The 15,886-nt window shown below is 69.5% G+C and carries 20 protein-coding genes; all 20 read right to left on the bottom strand.

The genetic code is table 11. The annotated features are described in order from the left end of the window. Window positions 1–49 precede the first annotated feature (49 nt). Entirely contained in the window at window positions 50–850 is an 801-nt protein-coding gene (locus tag FAF44_RS03250; RefSeq protein ID WP_237101467.1) for a CHAP domain-containing protein, read from the bottom strand. Then, the gene (locus FAF44_RS03245; protein ID WP_237101466.1) at window positions 823–1,092 is read right to left on the bottom strand and encodes a hypothetical protein; all 270 of its coding nucleotides are present in this window, start codon (window positions 1,090–1,092) and stop codon (window positions 823–825) included. The genes FAF44_RS03250 and FAF44_RS03245 overlap by 28 nt, the downstream gene beginning before the upstream one ends. After that, entirely contained in the window at window positions 1,082–1,366 is a 285-nt protein-coding gene (locus FAF44_RS03240; RefSeq protein ID WP_237101465.1) for a hypothetical protein, read from the bottom strand. The genes FAF44_RS03245 and FAF44_RS03240 overlap by 11 nt, the downstream gene beginning before the upstream one ends. A gap of 230 nt (window positions 1,367–1,596) precedes the next feature. After that, on the bottom strand, window positions 1,597–1,938 hold the full coding sequence (locus tag FAF44_RS03235; protein ID WP_237101464.1) for a hypothetical protein: 342 nt from the start codon (window positions 1,936–1,938) through the stop codon (window positions 1,597–1,599). Further along, the gene (locus FAF44_RS03230; RefSeq protein WP_237101463.1) at window positions 1,935–2,609 is read right to left on the bottom strand and encodes a hypothetical protein; all 675 of its coding nucleotides are present in this window, start codon (window positions 2,607–2,609) and stop codon (window positions 1,935–1,937) included. Before FAF44_RS03230 ends, FAF44_RS03235 begins: the two co-directional genes overlap by 4 nt. Before the next feature lie 31 nt (window positions 2,610–2,640). Then, entirely contained in the window at window positions 2,641–5,388 is a 2,748-nt protein-coding gene (locus FAF44_RS03225; RefSeq protein ID WP_237101462.1) for a hypothetical protein, read from the bottom strand. Next, on the bottom strand, window positions 5,385–6,542 hold the full coding sequence (locus FAF44_RS03220) for a hypothetical protein (RefSeq protein WP_237101461.1): 1,158 nt from the start codon (window positions 6,540–6,542) through the stop codon (window positions 5,385–5,387). The genes FAF44_RS03225 and FAF44_RS03220 overlap by 4 nt, the downstream gene beginning before the upstream one ends. Before the next feature lie 742 nt (window positions 6,543–7,284). Next, window positions 7,285–8,166, bottom strand: coding sequence for a hypothetical protein (locus tag FAF44_RS03215; RefSeq protein WP_237101460.1), 882 nt, complete (start codon window positions 8,164–8,166; stop codon window positions 7,285–7,287). Then, complete coding sequence (locus tag FAF44_RS03210; RefSeq protein ID WP_237101459.1) at window positions 8,167–10,404, bottom strand: hypothetical protein; 2,238 nt, start codon at window positions 10,402–10,404, stop codon at window positions 8,167–8,169. A 67-nt stretch (window positions 10,405–10,471) separates the two neighbouring features. Beyond that, window positions 10,472–10,675 carry a hypothetical protein gene (locus FAF44_RS03205; RefSeq protein ID WP_237101458.1) on the bottom strand — a complete coding sequence of 68 codons (204 nt, stop codon included), beginning with the start codon at window positions 10,673–10,675 and terminating at the stop codon, window positions 10,472–10,474. A gap of 14 nt (window positions 10,676–10,689) precedes the next feature. Then, window positions 10,690–11,172, bottom strand: coding sequence for a hypothetical protein (locus tag FAF44_RS03200; protein ID WP_237101457.1), 483 nt, complete (start codon window positions 11,170–11,172; stop codon window positions 10,690–10,692). After that, window positions 11,172–11,651, bottom strand: coding sequence for a phage tail tube protein (locus tag FAF44_RS03195; RefSeq protein ID WP_237101456.1), 480 nt, complete (start codon window positions 11,649–11,651; stop codon window positions 11,172–11,174). The genes FAF44_RS03200 and FAF44_RS03195 overlap by 1 nt, the downstream gene beginning before the upstream one ends. A gap of 74 nt (window positions 11,652–11,725) precedes the next feature. Further along, window positions 11,726–12,187, bottom strand: a complete 462-nt coding sequence (locus FAF44_RS03190) for a minor capsid protein (RefSeq protein WP_237101455.1) — start codon at window positions 12,185–12,187, stop codon at window positions 11,726–11,728. Beyond that, the gene (locus FAF44_RS03185) at window positions 12,184–12,558 is read right to left on the bottom strand and encodes a minor capsid protein (RefSeq protein ID WP_237101454.1); all 375 of its coding nucleotides are present in this window, start codon (window positions 12,556–12,558) and stop codon (window positions 12,184–12,186) included. The genes FAF44_RS03190 and FAF44_RS03185 overlap by 4 nt, the downstream gene beginning before the upstream one ends. After that, on the bottom strand, window positions 12,555–12,866 hold the full coding sequence (locus FAF44_RS03180; protein WP_237101453.1) for a hypothetical protein: 312 nt from the start codon (window positions 12,864–12,866) through the stop codon (window positions 12,555–12,557). The genes FAF44_RS03185 and FAF44_RS03180 overlap by 4 nt, the downstream gene beginning before the upstream one ends. A 3-nt stretch (window positions 12,867–12,869) precedes the next feature. Beyond that, on the bottom strand, window positions 12,870–13,265 hold the full coding sequence (locus FAF44_RS03175) for a hypothetical protein (RefSeq protein ID WP_237101452.1): 396 nt from the start codon (window positions 13,263–13,265) through the stop codon (window positions 12,870–12,872). Between the two features lie 9 nt (window positions 13,266–13,274). After that, on the bottom strand, window positions 13,275–13,625 hold the full coding sequence (locus FAF44_RS03170; protein ID WP_237101451.1) for a hypothetical protein: 351 nt from the start codon (window positions 13,623–13,625) through the stop codon (window positions 13,275–13,277). Next, window positions 13,609–13,932, bottom strand: a complete 324-nt coding sequence (locus FAF44_RS03165; protein WP_237101450.1) for a hypothetical protein — start codon at window positions 13,930–13,932, stop codon at window positions 13,609–13,611. The genes FAF44_RS03170 and FAF44_RS03165 overlap by 17 nt, the downstream gene beginning before the upstream one ends. After that, entirely contained in the window at window positions 13,932–14,870 is a 939-nt protein-coding gene (locus FAF44_RS03160) for a P22 phage major capsid protein family protein (RefSeq protein WP_237101449.1), read from the bottom strand. The genes FAF44_RS03165 and FAF44_RS03160 overlap by 1 nt, the downstream gene beginning before the upstream one ends. A 52-nt stretch (window positions 14,871–14,922) precedes the next feature. Continuing rightward, window positions 14,923–15,810, bottom strand: a complete 888-nt coding sequence (locus FAF44_RS03155; protein WP_237101448.1) for a hypothetical protein — start codon at window positions 15,808–15,810, stop codon at window positions 14,923–14,925. Between the last annotated feature and the right edge of the window lie 76 nt (window positions 15,811–15,886).

Raw genomic sequence — 15,886 nt, 5'->3', positions numbered from 1 at the left:
CATGGCGGGCCTGGAATGAGCTACGTAGGCAGAAACGCCAACGAACGACCTATGAGACGCGCATGAGCGCGGGCCAGGTCTTCGGCCCGACAACGCCGTCGTCCTTCAGCCCGGCCGCCTGCTGGAGCGCACGCACCGCGTCGTGCATCGGCTCGCCGAACACGGTGTCGTCCACGCCGCCGTTGACGCCGAAGCTTCGCGCGTGCAGCAGGTAGAACACGGTCTTGACGTGCCATCGGAGCGGGTCCGTCTTGCTCTTGCCTGCGCCGAGACGCAGCGTTGGCAGGTCCTTCACGATCTTCTCCGTCCAGGTCGGTACCAGAGCGGCGGGCGGCTTGGTGGCCGGCGTGGGTAGGTAGGCGGGGTAGCCGAACCCGGCGACCTCAGCGAGGGTCCGTTCGCGGCGCATGACGCGATTGGAGGTGTTGCCCTCGATCGTCACGATGGTCCGGCCGCTGTTCTTGACAGCCTCGACGATGCCGACGTGGTCGATCGCTGGGATGGCCTTGCTGCCGCCCCAGTCGAAGAACACGATCGCGCCCTTGCGCGGGGTCTGCCCCCATTGACCGCGGTTCTTGAACCACTGCGCGTGAGAAGGCGTGTAGGCGTGATCCCCAACGACGGCGATGAGCCCGGCCTGCGCGGCGCACCAGGCCAGGAACATGTCGCACCACGCCGCCACTGCCCAGGCGGCCGGCTTGTCGTGCCGCCGGGCCCACCAGGAGCCGTACTTTGTCCACCCGGTCGGCGACTCCGTCTCCCCGAGCTGGGAGCGCACGACGGCCAGGAGCCGATCGGCGGGCTTCGCTGACGTCTTGGCCATCATGAGCGCTCCGGTGGCCAGTGCCACGCGCCGGGTCCGTCGCCGAACGGCACGTTGAACTCCCAGAACGAGCCGCGCGCCCCAGGGGTGAACACCAGCAGATGCACGTGCTCGGGGCTGTCGAGCGCGGGGACCGCCCCCGACAGCACTCCTGCGGGGTCGAGGGTGTGCACGTCGGCCACCACGACTGCCGCGCGGACCGCGTGGAGACCGTGTTTGCCGCGATAGCGGACGATGTCGCAGGTCATGGGCAGCCGGTCAACCGCCATGAGCGGTCACCTCCTCGTCGTCGATGGCGCTGCCGGGGTCCTGGGGCAGCACGTCCTGGCCGGGGTCGAGCACGGTCGTGCTCGCGTCGGCGAACGGCGGCAGCGGGAGCGGGTCCTGGCCGTCGAGGACCTCGATCGGCTCGGGCTGGGGCATGGGGATCTCCTTGAGGGCGAGCCAGTCGGCGACGGTCATCTTGAGCTCGTCGTCGCTGACGTGGATGGGAAGGACTGCGGGTACGACGAGCATGCCGTCCCGCACGGGCAGCACCAGCAAGGCAACCGGTACCTTTCTGGCAACAGCAGGCCGGGGGATAGTCAGGCCATGGCGAAGAACAGCGGCAAGGACAGCGGGGCCCGCAAGAGCGGAAAGCATCCGAGCGCGAAGGACAAGGCACACGCGATGCGGTCCGCGTCGCTTCACCCTGACGGCAAGTTGGCGACGTCAGGTGGCGCGAGGCGGATTCAGGCCGCTCACGACCGCAGCCAGTCGAAGGGGAAGCATACTTAGCCCCTGGTGAGCGCGATCAGCGCGATCACAGCGCTCGCCACGGTGACGAGCACACCCACGATGGCGATGATCAGACGGGTACGGTCGGCGAGCTGGGAGCGGGTTACCGCCTCGCGTTCGAGAGCGTCCAGGCGGGACTCCAACGCGGCGTGCCGGACGTCGGCGGTCAGCCGGTCTTGCTCGACCCGCTGGGAGAGGTTGGCGTGCTGGGCGTTCACCTGCTCCAACTCTTGCCGCAGCAATGCGATTTGGCCGTTGACCTGGGCGAACCCGACCTCGACCAGGCGGCGCAGCGTCTCCAGCGACAGCGCCACGCTCGGCATGTCGTCGCTCGTCACACGCTGCCCTCCGTGCGGGGCTGCATGCCGACGAACGTGCTGCCTGGCTTGAGCTGGAACGTCGGCTGTGGGAGCTGGTCGCCCCGCTCCGCGCGCACCCACTCGGCCGCCATCCGCCGTGCCTCCACCCGGACGGGGTCGAGTCGCACCAGGGAGAGAAGCGGCTCCAGCGGGTCCGGCGGCGCGACCCGAGCCGAGCCGACGTAGGCGAGCGCTTCCGCGCGCACCGCCCGCGGCGCCGCCTCCACTCGGACGCGGTGCTCCTTGACGAGCTTGACCCGCTCCAGGTAGGCCGCGCGCCGCTCATGCTCGGGCACACCGGGCGTCCAGCAGGTCGGCAAGCCGTGCGTCGCTTCCAGCACCTTGACGGCGCCAGGGTCGGTGCGGGTGAGCGCGTCGTTGCGGTCCGGGATGTACGGCTCGTGCATGGCGATGTCGAGCAGCGTGGGCACGTCGTCGGGGTTGAGCCCGTACAGGGCGCACCGCCATTCCAGCAGCGAGTGCGGCAGCGCGTGATGGATCTCGACGCCCATTGCCGGGGCCACCTGGTAGAGGCACCACAGCGGTTCGGCCCCGTCCACATGAGGTGCGACCGGAGCGTCGGTGTCGCGGAGCGGCGTGTGCGTGTAGGCCAGTTCGGCGTCCCACACCTGCACCAGCTCAACGGCCATGATCACGAGTCCCTTCGTGGAGTGGGCGGGGTCAGTGACGGTGCGACCACCAGTAGAGGGCGAACCCGTCCGGGAAGCTGGAAGAGATCCGGAAGCCGGCCTGAAGCGACTCGGTCACGTACCACGACCCCGCAGGGGTGTGCGATATCGGGCTGGACAGGCCCCGCCGCAGCACGCAGACCGGCCCCATGTTCCCACTCATCTCGGTCCCGTAGGACAAGAACCGGATGTTCGCGCCGGACCCGGCCGACGCGAACGTGATCGAGCCGGCCAGGATGCCCGCTGTGGAGCCGAGATTCGTGAAGTCCCACCATTTGCCGACGTGCCGGGTCCGGCCGGAGCTGTCGAACCAGAAGTACTGCTCGTCGGAGCTGTTGTGGAGGTAGCCGTACAGGGCGTACGACTCGGCGAGCTCCATCAGGCCGCCGTTGGGGTTCGACAGTGTCGAGTCGCGGACCTGCATCTGCATGTACCCGGCGGCGATCGTCGTCTGGGAGGCGGCGGTCACGGACGAGTTGGTGCCGGACGTGATCTCGAACGTGGCCTCACCGGGGAAGGAGTCATCCCGCGTGCGGAGCCGGGTGTAGTTCGAGCCCGACCCGCCTGGGATGAACCGCATCTCGGGGTAGGTGCTGCCGGGGGGCGCGAACTCCAGGCGACGGCCGGTCGCCGCCGTCCGGATGAACGCGCCGGTGATGGTCTTGCCGTCGATCGCCGTGGCGGTCAGCCGGGTCGCGTCCACCGATCCGGCGGCCAGCTTGTCGAGCGTGACCGCGTTCGCCTTCAGGTGCGGGGTCTCGATGGCCAGGGCCTGGATCAGCCCGCCGGTGATCGTGTTGGCGATGACGGCGTCGGCCGCGTTCACCGTGCCGTTCACGATGTTCGCGCCGGAGATGACCTTCCCGATGACGTCGCCGTTGACGAGCGGCTGCGTGGCGATCTGCGCGGCGGCCGAGGGCGCTGACTCGTTGCCGCGCCGGTCCACCGACGTCAGCCGGAACCAGCGCATCTCCCCGTACGGCTGGTCGGTGACGAGCGCGGCCCCGGCCGCCCGCAGGTGGTCCACGACCGTCCACGGCCCCCCGGCGTCAGCCGCCATGTGCACGCGGACGTGCTCGAAGTCGTTCGGCATCGGCTCCCCCGCGCTGCCGTGCCCGTCCCAGGCGGCCTCGATCACACCGAGCCGCGTCGAGAGCGCCAGCGCGGAGGGGACCGGCGGCGGAACGAGGTCGTCTGGAATCAGGACCACGAACTCCGGCCCGAACGCGCCCTTGGCGCCCTGCGCGGTCGCGCGGACCTTGACGGCGTAGGTGGTGGCCACGACCAGCGGCGAGTACGTCGCCGTGGTGCCGCCGGACGTGGCGATGTGCCGCCACACCTCGCCCGTCGTGTTGACGCGGGCGTACAGCTCGTAGCCGTCCACATCGAGCGCCACGCCGAAGGTGTCGGCCGTGACCGGCGACCAGGTCGCGGTCACCTGGCCGCGAGCGAACCCGTGCTCGTCCACGTACGCGGCCGGGGCCACAATGAGCCCGGCCGGTGCCGCCGGCGTACGGCCCGACGTCTCGGGCGCGGGGGTGCCGCCGGTGCCGCCGGAGGCGACGCCGCCGGCGAGGATGCCCGCGGCTTGGCGGGCGAGCCGGATTTCCCGCTCGATGAACCTGTCGTTCAGGACGAGGTTGCCGCCGAGCCCGCCGTCGCCGTCGCAGGAGACGGTGATCTGCCGGACGCGCAGGGCCTCCATGTCGCCGTGCTCGCCGGGGGCGCGCACGAGGTCGCCCGGCCGGTAGTGGACGAGCGGCAGCCAGCGTGCCGCGCCGAACCGGACGCCGCGGGTGAGCTGGGTGCGTTCGCGTCCGGCGCGTTCCAGCGCGTTCGTCCCGAGGAGGATGGCCGTGCCCGAGTCGGTGACGCCGCCCTGCGCCTGGCTGGTTTCCCACCGGCCCCACGGGTGCGGAGCGGACGGGTTGGTCACCTCCACGCTCAGCCCCGCCTCGCCGCGCACGAGGATCGCTGACGCGAGGTCCTCCAGCGTGGCCGTGGCAGGGGCGTCGTCAATGTCGCGGCCGAGCCGCAGGTCCACGCCCGGCGACACCGTCAGGTCCTCGCCCAAGACGGTGCCCTCGTTGTAGACGCGCAGGGTCCGGCCGGACATGGTCCAGTCGAGGACGCCCTGCTCGGCCAGGTTGAGCAGGAGCGTGAGCAGGTCCGCGCCGGGCTCGATCTGGAGGGTGAGCGTCTTGTCCCACGCGTGTCCGGCGGAGTCGTGCGTGGTGGTGAAGGCGACCGCGATGCCGGGGAGCGTGCCGCGCGCCTGGCCCTCATCGATGAGGGTCCGCAGGATCGCCCCCGGAGTGACGGCGCTGAACGGCCGCTTCCCTTCGGCCATGACCGGCCCGGCGTACAGCACCAGCTTGCGGAGCATCCACGCGTAGCCGGGGCACTCGTACGTACGCGCCCCCGTGGCGTCGGTGGCGTTACTCCCTCGCTTGATCCGCAGGAAGCGGGCGTCGGGCGGCTCTAGCCACGGGCCGCCGCCGACCGACACCTCGACGGCGAGCTCGACCGGCTGCTCCAGCCACGCCGACCCGATCCCGGCCGCCGGGTACGTCACCTTCAACGACGGCACGTCGTTCAGCGGCAGCCCGGCCTCGAACCCGAGGTGGTGCGGCAGCGTCCCCAGCCGTGACCCGTTCGGCGCGTGAGCGACCAGGCGCAGCGCGTACGGCTCCGGAGTTCCAGGAGTGATGACCTGCACGACGACGTTCCCCTTCTTCAAGGACGGTGGGCCAGGAGCGCGATCCGGCGGCGCAGCCGGATCTCCTGATCGGCGAGGCGGTCATCGAGGACGAGGTTCCCGGACACCACCCCACGGTCGGTCCGGGTGAGCGTGATCTGCCGGACCCGCAGCGCCTTGCGCTGCCCGCCCTCGCCCGGCGCCAGGATGCGATCTCCGGGCAGGTAGTCCCGCAGCGGCAGCCACCGGGCGACGGTCAGCGACAGCTCGCGGGTGCGCTGGACGCGCTCGACCGCGCCGCGCACGAGCAAGGAGTCGCCGACGAGCGTGGCGGCGGTCGTCTCGGTGACGCCGACCTGGCGGACACCAACTTCCCACCGGCCCCACGGCAGTGGGGTGCCGACATTGACCCGCTCGGTGCGGAAGCTGCTGTCGCCGACGACGTACGCGGCGCTGGCCAGGTCCTCCAGCGTGCCGACGTCGGGCGCGGCCGAGATGTCCCGGCCGCCGGCCAACTCGACGGGCGTGGAGAGGGCGGTGAGGTCGCGGAAGATGGCGGTGCCGGGCCGCCACGCGGACAGCGTGCGCGGCCCAGTCATGCGGATGTCGATGAGCCCAGCGTCCACGAGCGTCAGCAGGACAGCCAGCACGTCGGTGCCGAGCGGGATGCCGAGGCCGAGCGTCTGGTTCCACGTCAGGCCCGCGGTGTCGAGGGTGCCGGTGAATGTCCAGGCGAAGCCGGCCAGGGCGCCGCGCGCCTGCGCTTCGGTCAGCAGCGAGTTCATGATGAACCCGGCAGTGGCGTTCGGTGTCGGTGAGCCGTATACGCGCTGGCCGTTGACGGGAGCGATCGAGGCGTGGGCGTACGTGACGGCCTTCTTCAACACCCACAGGTAGGAGGGGCAGTCGTACCGCCAGACGCCGGACGGATCGAGTTGGTCCCCTTCGCGGTGGGCCAGGAGGAACCGTCCGTCACCGTTCTCCGTCCAGACCATGCCGTCCGCTGACCACTGGACGCCGATCTCGCACGGGGCGGCGATGAGATCGGCCCCGACCGCCCGCGTGCTGTAGGCAAACCTCAGCGACGGCATGTCGTTGAACGGCCAGGCGACCTGGAGGTTCAGAGGGTGCGGAAGGATGCCGAGTCGTACCCCGTTGGGGGCGTAGGCGACGAGGCGGAGGTCGAATGGCACCATTCCTCCCCTGATCGCTGCCCTGCTGGGATCGAAGGCAGGAAATCACGCTGTGGGGGAATTGCCCTGGAAAGATACCCCACTGAGACTTTGAGTGATGACCGATAACAGAGAGTTATGCTTGGTACGAACGATTTTTGGGCCGATTCGCCCTGGCGATAGCTATATTGGCCCGAAAAAATCCACACACTATGAGTGCCCATAAATTCGCAGAGGTCTCTGCGAGTCAACTACGATTCATGGAAGCTGCACAACAGCACTCACCAGTCAAAGGTGGGCCGACGTCCATGTGGGTCGGCCGAACGGACCGGGGCCTGCCCCCCGCAAGGACGAGACCGGTCCGAGAGTGGAGAGTGTCCGTTGTGTAACACCCATCAGGAGGCTGACGACGAGGAACGGCTGTTGCTCCTGCAACTGCTGACAATCCTCCTCGACTGGCTCCAAAATGGCGGCGGCGGACTCGGATAGCCCGAGCCCGCCGCAGCGATCGCAAAACCGGGGTCCCGATTCGAGCTCGCAAACCTGGATCGGGGCCTCGTTGCGTCCCTCTAGGCTAGCCGAATGGTTGTGTTGAGATACACCATCCAGGCTTAGATTCCCGCTACCGTTTTGTTGTTGTGGTGCGACAGCGACCACTTAACGCATCACACGTTGTTCGTCGCGTCTCTCAACCGGCTCCTTACGAGGTTCGTCACATCCACACATCATCCCCAGACTTCAGTTGACGCTTCCGACAATGCGCCCGTCACAAGAACGCGCGGCGCGCCCGGACCTCAAGCTTGGACGCGGCGGTGACACCGGACCCAGAGCAAGAGATGAGCACCGCGCGGGAGAACGGGTCACCGACCGCGACCGCGGGCGTCAGGTGCAGCCACCGCGACGCCGATCCCGGCCCGAAAACGCTGATGACGCCGGTCTTGCTCGTCCCAGCCGTCAGCTCCCACGTGTCCGTCGTGACGAGCGCGGCTGCCTGGGCCGCGCAGTCGAGGATGAGCCGCTCCCCCGCCGCGATCGTGTTCGACCCGGAAGTGAGGAGCCCCAGCTTGCCCTGGCTGGCCACGTCGGCCACGGTCACCGACGAGATGGGGCCGGTGATGCGGATCAGCGAGTCCACGATGGGGGCTGTGCTCCCGGCCAGGGTGGTGATCGTCTGGTCGGCGGTGTTGGCGCTGCCGGTCCATGTGGTGGTCGTCTCCTCCCGCCAGTACACGGATGGCACCTCGACCACGGCGGTCAGGCGGGCGCGGGCGGCGCCGACCCACAGCTCAGGCTCGGAGGAGGCGATGACGGTCACGTCGGCCACCCGGACGATCGGGCCCGCCTGGTAGCGGAGGCTCATGAGCCGGTGCCGGACGCCGAGCAGCGCGGACAGGGCTTCGAGGTTGGTTTCGAGCTGGGCAAAGCCGCCATCCACCCCGGCCGGGGCGGCTCCAGTCACGGTGAACACCAGCGCGAACGAGGTGAGTTCGTGGTCGAGGCCGACGATCGGCAGTTCACCCGCGCGGCCGGGGACGCTGACGCGGACCGCTCGCGCGCCGGGGAGCGGCCTGCGCTGGGTGCCCTTCTTGAGCCGCCAGCAGCCGGCAGGGTGGTCGAGCGGGACGCCGTCCAGCGAGTACGACGGCAACTAGATCACCCCCAGTGCGCCCGCGAGTTGGAGCCCGCGGTTGACGCTCGTGCTCGTGGGTTCGGCCTGCGGATAGTAGTTGGTCTGGTGGATCACGGTCCGCGCCATGCCGCCGCCGAGCGCTCCGACCTGTCCGCCTGGCAAGGGAAGGCCGGGTGTGGGCATGTCGGGGATGCCCGCGCCGGCGACGATCCCGGCCATGCGCTGGACGGCGGTTTGGACCAGGCCGCCGGCTTGGGTGATGCCGAGGGCGAGTCCGGCGGGGACTTCGCGGCCCATCTTGGCGAACAGCTTGCTGGGGCTGTGGATGCCGAGGAAGTCGAGGACAGGCTGCGGGAGGATGGAGCGGAGGAAGCCAACGATCCGGGACTTGATCATGTTTCCGGCGGCGACAATACCGTTCCACAACCCTTCCATCAGGGCTTTTCCGGCATTCGTGATCGTGTCGCCGAAGCCCTTGATGGCCGACATGATCGACTGGAAGGCGCCCTTGAAATCGCCGTTGATCAGCTTGACCAGGGCCGTAATGATCTTGATCCAGAAGGGCAGGAGCGACGTCGCGATCTGCATCAAAGGTGGGATGATCGGCTGAATCACGCCCAGGATGGACGACATGGCCCCGACCCAGGAGGAGACGATCGGGATCAGCGCCTTCGTCAGCTCCACCAGAGGCGGAAGCAGATCCACCGCGAGCTGCACCAGGGGCGGAAGGACAGTTTTGAGTGCCAATGCGAGCACTTGTCCGAGTTGAGCCGCGAGCGGGGCTGTGGCTGCCGCCAGTTCCGTGATCGCGCCCGACAAAACCGGAAGAAGAGGCTGTAAACTTGACGAAAGGGCTGAAATAACTGGGGCGAGCAGCGCCGCCAGATTCGACAGCGCCGCACCCAGCAACGAGCCCAAGATCCCCGCAAGCTGACCCACCACCGGCAGCAGCGGAGCCGCCGCCGCGAGCACCGCCGAGATCCCCTGACCGAGCGCAAGCAGCCCGGCCTGCATCGCCGGGTTCGCGAACGCCTGCGACAGCATCTGAGCCACGAGCGTCAGCCCAGGCCCGAGCGCGGCCAGGGCCGGACCGAGCGCTGAGACGGTAGCGGCGACCCCAGGACCGAGGGCGACCGCGATGGCCGCCACCTGCGGCGCGACCAGCGCCAGCGCACCACCGAGGGCCGAGAAGATCGGCATCAGCACGCTTCCGACCTGGGCCAACGACCGGAAGATCGTGACAAGCACCTGCTGGCCCTGCGCGCTGTTGACGAATGCGTTCACCTGGCCGAGGAGCTGCCCGACCACGCCGAGCGCGCCGGACCCGCCGGTTTGCATCGCCGCGAACACGCCGCGCACGATCCCGATCAGGTTCCCGGCCAGAGCGCCGAGCTGCCGGAACACCTCCAGCGCGCCCTGCATCCACGCCAGGGCCTTGCCACTGGCGGCGGCCTGCGACAGGAACTCGCCGAACCGGGCAGCCGCCGCGGCAATCCCCGGCACCAGCCCGGCCGAGAACTCGGCGCCGACGACGGCCAGGTCCCGGAACCCCGACAGGAGCGGAACGATCGCGGGCTGGATCGCGGCCACCGCCGACCGCAGCGCCGCGAAGATCGATGTGACGGCCGCCGACGTCTGCGCGCTGGCAGCAAACCGCGCGGCCAGCGCCGCCGCGACGCCCATCTCCGAGGCGACGCCGGACATGCCGGACGTGAGCGGGCCGGCCAGCGCCGCCGCCACGGCGGCGATGTGGCCCGCGAGCGGAGCGAAGAACGCGTCCTGCACCGACGCCTTGAGCTCATCGATCGCAGGTTTGGCCGCACGCAGCTCCATCGCCGCCGCCCGCGCCGCCGGTGACAGTCCGGCGATCGACTCGGCGAACTTCTTCGGGTCATCGGCGAGCGCCGCCTTGAAGGCATCGCCGACCCCAAGCAGGGCGATCTTGAGCGTAACGAGTGCCCCGGCGCCGAGCGCGAGCGCGCCGGGCAACGTGGTCACGATCCCGGCGGCCGGGGCGAGCGCCGCCACCAGGCCGAGCGCGGCCTGGGCGGCAGAGGCCAGACCGGCGGCAGCGGTCGCCCCTGCCACCGCGGTCGCTGCCAGCCGGGCACCCATCTGCACCGACCCGGCGCCGATGGAACCGGCGTGTGCCTTGAATTCGGCGGCCTTGGCCCGGAAGAAGCCGATGGCACGGCCGAGCGGCCCGGAGAGGTTGTCGCGGAGCCGCAGTCTGGCGAACAGTTCGCCGACGTTCATCGCGGCCACCGCCCTTCACGCAAGATCGAAAATGTGCGGCGGTGTTGTGTTGGCGAAACCGCCAACGTCAACAGTGGCGGGGGCGATCGTCGCTCTGGTCCAGCGCGCGTGCGATTCGGGAGTCGCACACGCGCAGCCCGCCGATCCGGGTACGCAGCCACCGCCACGACCGGCCGCGCAGGGCCCCGGACCGGTCGAGGTCGATCCCGTACACCTGGTGCAGGTCGGCCTCGATCAGGTCCCACCGCGTCAGCAGGTCCAGCCACGACACGGCCGGGCCGCCGGTCAGTCCGAGCCCGTCGTCCGGGTCGTACCACTCGCGGAGCCCCGTGACCGGGTCGATCGGGCCTGCGCCGCCGCCGCCCGGCGAGCCTTCCGGTTCGGGGCCTCCGCTTCCCCCGCCCCGGCCTCCCAGTGCTTCGCGGCGGCGTCCGTCCCGGCTGCGATCCACAGCATCGCGGTCTCGCCGATGTGCTGGATGACCGGCCAGTCGAGCTTGTCGGCGAACAACTCGTCCCAGACCGGGCCCAGGATGCGCGGGTACAGGTCCGTCTCCGCGCTGTCGTTGGACAGCACCGACTTGGCCAGGTCGTTGAGCCCTTCGGCATCGATGTCCTGCCCGGCCTCGGCCGCGATCCCGGCGTGCATGAGCCGCTGCACCAGCAGGCCCACCTCGCCGTCCGGCGGCGCGATCACGTACGTCTTGCTGCCCACCGGGAGTCGCAGCGACGGGTCGAAGAACTCGTCAAGGTTCCTGAACTGCGCCATCACGGGCCCGCCAGCGGGTTGTCGATCTCGACGTCTTCGCCCGACCCGAGCAGGGTGAAGCTGAACGGCTCCAGGTCGGTCTTCTCGCCACCGACCGTGAACTCGTTGACCTGGCACATGCCCTGGTACGCCTCGTCGGAGCCGTCCCGCCGGTACCAGCGAACCTCAATGAACGCGCCCAGCCCGACCCTACGGGCGGCCTTGCGGATGTACTCCTGGCCGGCGTCGGGCACGAACACCTCGGTGGCCTGCCGCTTCCGGCGCCCCTCGGCCTCGATCTTCCACTTGCGTTCGGTGATGACGTCGGAGCCGTACCCGGACTCGTCATCGAAGTCACCGTCGTCCTCGACGTTGTCGTCGGTGGTCTTCTCCCACTTGGACAGGGCCCGGACGCGCGTCCACGACGGGGCGGGCCCTCCGATTCCCGCGATGTTGACGTCCATGCACCAGTGCTTGGCGAGCATGCTCACCAGAGCCATGATCGTTTCTCCGTTCGTGCGCGCGAACCCTGGTCGTGCCAGGCCCGCGAAGAAGGAAGAGAAGGGGACGAGGGTCAGTCGTCGTCCCGCTGCGGGGTGGGCCAGTGCACCATCAGCTCGTAGCTGTCGGCCCGCTCCCACCGGCCGGAGGAGTCACGCGACGGCGGCGCCACCACCGTCCGCCGCGCGAGCAGCACCAGCACCCCCGAGGCGAGCCGCGTCTCGGTCAGCCCGTGCAGCACGGCGAACACGGCGTCGGCGTAGTCGCCGACGTCGCGCGGGTCGCCCTTGGCCCGCATCCGGAGTTGCACCAGGACGGTCGAGTCGCCGCCCTCCACGTCGTCGCCAGCGGTGCCGTACACCGCCAGCGAGATCGCCGTGTCCGGCGTGGAGGGCAGGCCGCCGATCGTCAGCGCGAGCTGGTTCGGCGTGTACGTGCCGACCGGGTTCCAGTCGCCCACTCCTCGGTTGGCGAGGAACGCGGCGAGCCCGTTCAGCAACGCGCGGGAGAACTGGCCGCCCGGCATGGTGGTCATCCGCCGAGCGCCTTCCGCACCGCCTTGGCCACCACGTCCCGCACCGTCGCGGCCTCCTCGTACAGGGTCCTCTCCAGGAACTTCGGCTCGCCCTTGAGCGGGTGCTCCCAATCGAGGTTTTCGTGCTGGGCGACCGCGTACGGCTGGTCGAACGACACGATGCCGTCGAGGTTCGACCGGTCCACGACCGCAGACCCCGACCGTTCCAGGTCGCCGGTCTGCCATGGCACCTTGGGCTCGGTCGAGGTCAGCACGTGCTCGGTCGCCTGCGTCAAGCCCCGCTCGATCGCCGCCCGCGCCTTAGTCTCCAGCGCTTCGGGGCTGACGTGCATGTCCAGCCGCACGTCCACGTCGATGCCGCGTTGCGTCATCGGCACACCACCTCCGTGTGATCCGGTGTCGGAAGGCCGCCGCCGTCGCGGTGCTTGGACGCGATGACTGTTGTCATCCGGCCGCCGACCGTCACCCGGCTCCCGGCCGGGTAGTACGCGCCCGCCCGCAGGAAGATCGTCATGTCGGAGACGACCTCGGAGCCTTCGGCGTTGCGGACCAGTCGCCGTTCGTCGTCCACCAGGCACTTCTCCGTGACCGGGTCGCCGAAGATCGGGCCGTAGGCACCTTCACCCTCCAGCGGCTCGAAGGTGGCGTCGTGCGTGAAGATCCACTCTGGGAGCAGCACGGGTCACCACCCGCCCTGGTCGATCACGTAGCCGGGCAGCAGGCCCGCGGTGCGCAGGATCGACGCCGCGTCCGGCGCATGACGCGCCGGAACCGCCCCGCCGTCCCCGGACCGCTTCAACGACACAGAACCGATCTTCACGTCGGAAAACGCGGCGGCCACGCCGTACGGGTCGCCGACCGCCACCGTCCAAGCCGCCTGCGCGCAGGTGGCCCGCCGGATGGCCTCGGCCTCCTTCGGCTTGGTCGGCAGCTCCGTCACCGGGTCAACGTCGTAGACCGCCGTCACCAGCAGCTCGTCAATCCGCTCGCTGGCGCGGGCCAGCACGGCATCGATCCCGTCCGGGGCTGGCTTCCCCGTGTAAGCCGCGTAGTCGTCCGCGCTCGCGTACACCACCACGACGAGCCCCTACGGCATCTCGTACACGGCGACCGTCAGCCCGGACGGGTCGGCCGGGTAGTCGAGGTACACCTTGCCGTCGTCCTGCTGGTAGATGTCGCCGAACGGTGGGATCAGCACATCGCCGGTCGTGGCCGGGATGACGTACGGCCGGTCGGCCAGCGGCTGCCCCTCGACCTCGCCGGGGATGACCGCGTTCACCGTCTTCGGAGTACCGCTGCTGTTCTTGATCCGGATCAGCCGCTTGGCCGAGTGGCCGAAGGCGTGCCCGTCCGCAATCGCCGTGGTGGGCAGCGCGCCAGCTAGGGACAGCCCGCCGCGCGGCATGGGCGTGATCGGAAGGTCAGTCCTGGCCACCATCGCCCCCTTCGTCCTCGTCGTTGCCGGAGTTCTCGCCGAACTCCTCGATGAGCGCGTCCTTGCGCAGGGCCTTCGCGTCTGCCTCGGCCATGCCGCGCGAGACTGCGTAGGCGACCCACACGGCCTTGTTCGCCGACTCGGGCGGCCGGCCGGGGATAGCCTGACCGGAGTTCGACGGGCTCGATTCCGGTTCCCCCGCGTCGTCGGGGGAACCGGTGATGGTCCAGTTCGGCAGCATGTCCAGGTAGGCGTCCCGCTCAGGGACCTCCACGACCTGGCCGGTGTTGGCGTTCGTGTAGCGCCACATCAGGCCGCGACCCCGTGGATCAGCACCGCGCGGTTCGGGTCGAGGGTCTTCACTCCGTAGAGCGTGTCGATGGAGACGACGTCCTGCTTCTTGGTCTGGTCGTAGCCCATGACCACCCTCAACGCGAACCCCTTGTAGGACTCGACGTGCGCGTTCGCGGCGCCCTGTGGGAGAACCAGGGGTCTGGTCACCAAAGCGAACGCCGTCTTATGAAATGCGACGCCGATCTCCGTGTTCGGCTGGCCAGCCGTCGGCGTCCCGGACGGGCCCTTGATGTTCTGCGTCTGGTAGCCGTCGTGCCCAAAGATTCTTCGACCGAGGTTGGCCTCACGCAGACCCTCGGTGTCACCCCTCGTGTCGGCCTGGTGGAACAGCGGGTCGCCAAGCCACTGCGCCTCGATCTCCGGCCCGACCACGATGTTCCGGTCGGTCGGCGGCACGTTGCGCTGGTTGAGCACGCGCCTGGCGTCGATCGCGACGCGCGGGTTGTCCCACTCCCACTCGTTGGTGCCGGTCACACCGGTCACCGTGGTGCCGGCCTTGCCGACCCGCTGGACAATGTCGGACCGCAGGGTAAGGATGTCGCGGTCGATCTTCTGCGCGATGGCCTCGACCGCGGGGGCCAGGAGTTGGGCGTTGAAGTCGATGATGTCGAGCGTCAACTCCTCGCTGGTCACGGCGAAGGAGACGTCCACGAACTTGTCCAGGGTGATCGGGATCGATCCCTCGGTCGCGTTCTGAATCTCGATGCCCAGCGTCCTGTTGAACTGCTTGGCCTCGAACGTCGCGGGCTTCCTGATCGTGATCGTGTCGCCGATCCGGTTCACGAACTCCTGCTCGTAGTCCCGGTGAACCAGTTGGCTCATGACCGTGGTCTCGTACAGGTTCGCCAGCGCCTGCCGGGCAATGATCGACGGGGTGAGAAACGTGTTAGCCATCGGGCCTTGTCTCCAGACGTGGATGCCGTTGACGGGACCGCCAACGGATCAGCTATGACGACTTCTGCTCCTTGGCCACCGCGCGGCGCTTACGGAAGTCGTCGGTGGTGGGCTCGGAGCCCGAGGGACGCGCGCCAGGCCCGCCGGCGAACTCGCCTCCGCTCCGCGTGGGCGTCGCCGCCAGGGCGGACGCCTTGTACTTGGGGTGTTCCTCGATCGCGAGCTGGATGAGGTCGCCGAGGTTGGCCGCGAAGTCGTCCGTGTCCGGGTCCAGGTCGCGGATCTTGCGGAGGAACGTGCGGCTGTCGAGCAGCGCTTCGGAGTCGGCGCCCAGCTTGCCGCTCGCGCGGAGCACACCCGCCTCCAGACGCTCCCGGCGGCGCAGCTCGCGCTCCTCGTCGCGTTCCTTGGCGGTCTGCTCTTTCTCGGCGGTCAGCTTCTCGATCACCTGCTCGGGGGTGAGCCTCGTGTCCTGCTCGTCGGCGACCAGCCCCAGTGCCTTGCCGATCTGCTGGGCGAACTCCTCCCGCACCTGAGCGGTGATCTCGTCAGCGGACGGGCCCGCCTGCTTGGCGGCCTCCTCCTGTTCCTGCTGCGCCTGCTTGAGCTGGGCGCGGTAGTCGCCCGCCTCCTTCCGCGCATCCCGGACAATCTTCTGCGCCCACTCGGGGAGCTGATCGACCTTGATGGCGTCGGGGTTGACCTTCTGCTCGTCCGCCCGCGCCTTGGCGAGCGGGTCCGGCTGGCCGGAAGGCTGCGGGTCAGGTTGCGTGCCCCCGGCCGGGTCGGGAGCGCCGCTGTGCTGCGGCTCGCCCTGCGGCTGGCTTTCGCCCCGTCCCTCTCCCTCGGGCGCTCCTCCGGCGATGAGCCGGATCGGCTTGCCGCTCTTGAGGTAGCCGATGATCGCGCCAGGCGTCGTCGGCAGCATGTGATCGAACATCGCAGGCCCTCCCGGAGCCGGACATGGCAAAGGCCCGCGCCAGGCGGGCCCAACAACAGATCAGGCAGGTGTTCCG

It is taken from the genome of Nonomuraea sp. MG754425, assembly GCF_021699195.1.
Classification (GTDB): Bacteria; Actinomycetota; Actinomycetes; order Streptosporangiales; family Streptosporangiaceae; genus Nonomuraea.
Note: the sequence above shows the minus strand (reverse complement) of the source record. Positions and strands in the feature narration are given on the sequence as shown.

Bases quoted from the DNA above. Each gene is read 5' to 3' on its own strand.
- FAF44_RS03245 (WP_237101466.1), bottom strand. From the start codon at position 1,092: ATGGCGGTTGACCGGCTGCCCATGACCTGCGACATCGTCCGCTATCGC.
- FAF44_RS03230 (WP_237101463.1), bottom strand. From the start codon at position 2,609: ATGGCCGTTGAGCTGGTGCAGGTGTGGGACGCCGAACTGGCCTACACG.
- FAF44_RS03220 (WP_237101461.1), bottom strand. From the start codon at position 6,542: ATGGTGCCATTCGACCTCCGCCTCGTCGCCTACGCCCCCAACGGGGTA.
- FAF44_RS03210 (WP_237101459.1), bottom strand. From the start codon at position 10,404: ATGAACGTCGGCGAACTGTTCGCCAGACTGCGGCTCCGCGACAACCTC.
- FAF44_RS03200 (WP_237101457.1), bottom strand. From the start codon at position 11,172: ATGGCGCAGTTCAGGAACCTTGACGAGTTCTTCGACCCGTCGCTGCGA.
- FAF44_RS03195 (WP_237101456.1), bottom strand. From the start codon at position 11,651: ATGGCTCTGGTGAGCATGCTCGCCAAGCACTGGTGCATGGACGTCAAC.
- FAF44_RS03190 (WP_237101455.1), bottom strand. From the start codon at position 12,187: ATGACCACCATGCCGGGCGGCCAGTTCTCCCGCGCGTTGCTGAACGGG.
- FAF44_RS03185 (WP_237101454.1), bottom strand. From the start codon at position 12,558: ATGACGCAACGCGGCATCGACGTGGACGTGCGGCTGGACATGCACGTC.
- FAF44_RS03170 (WP_237101451.1), bottom strand. From the start codon at position 13,625: ATGGTGGCCAGGACTGACCTTCCGATCACGCCCATGCCGCGCGGCGGG.
- FAF44_RS03165 (WP_237101450.1), bottom strand. From the start codon at position 13,932: ATGTGGCGCTACACGAACGCCAACACCGGCCAGGTCGTGGAGGTCCCT.
- FAF44_RS03160 (WP_237101449.1), bottom strand. From the start codon at position 14,870: ATGGCTAACACGTTTCTCACCCCGTCGATCATTGCCCGGCAGGCGCTG.
- FAF44_RS03155 (WP_237101448.1), bottom strand. From the start codon at position 15,810: ATGTTCGATCACATGCTGCCGACGACGCCTGGCGCGATCATCGGCTAC.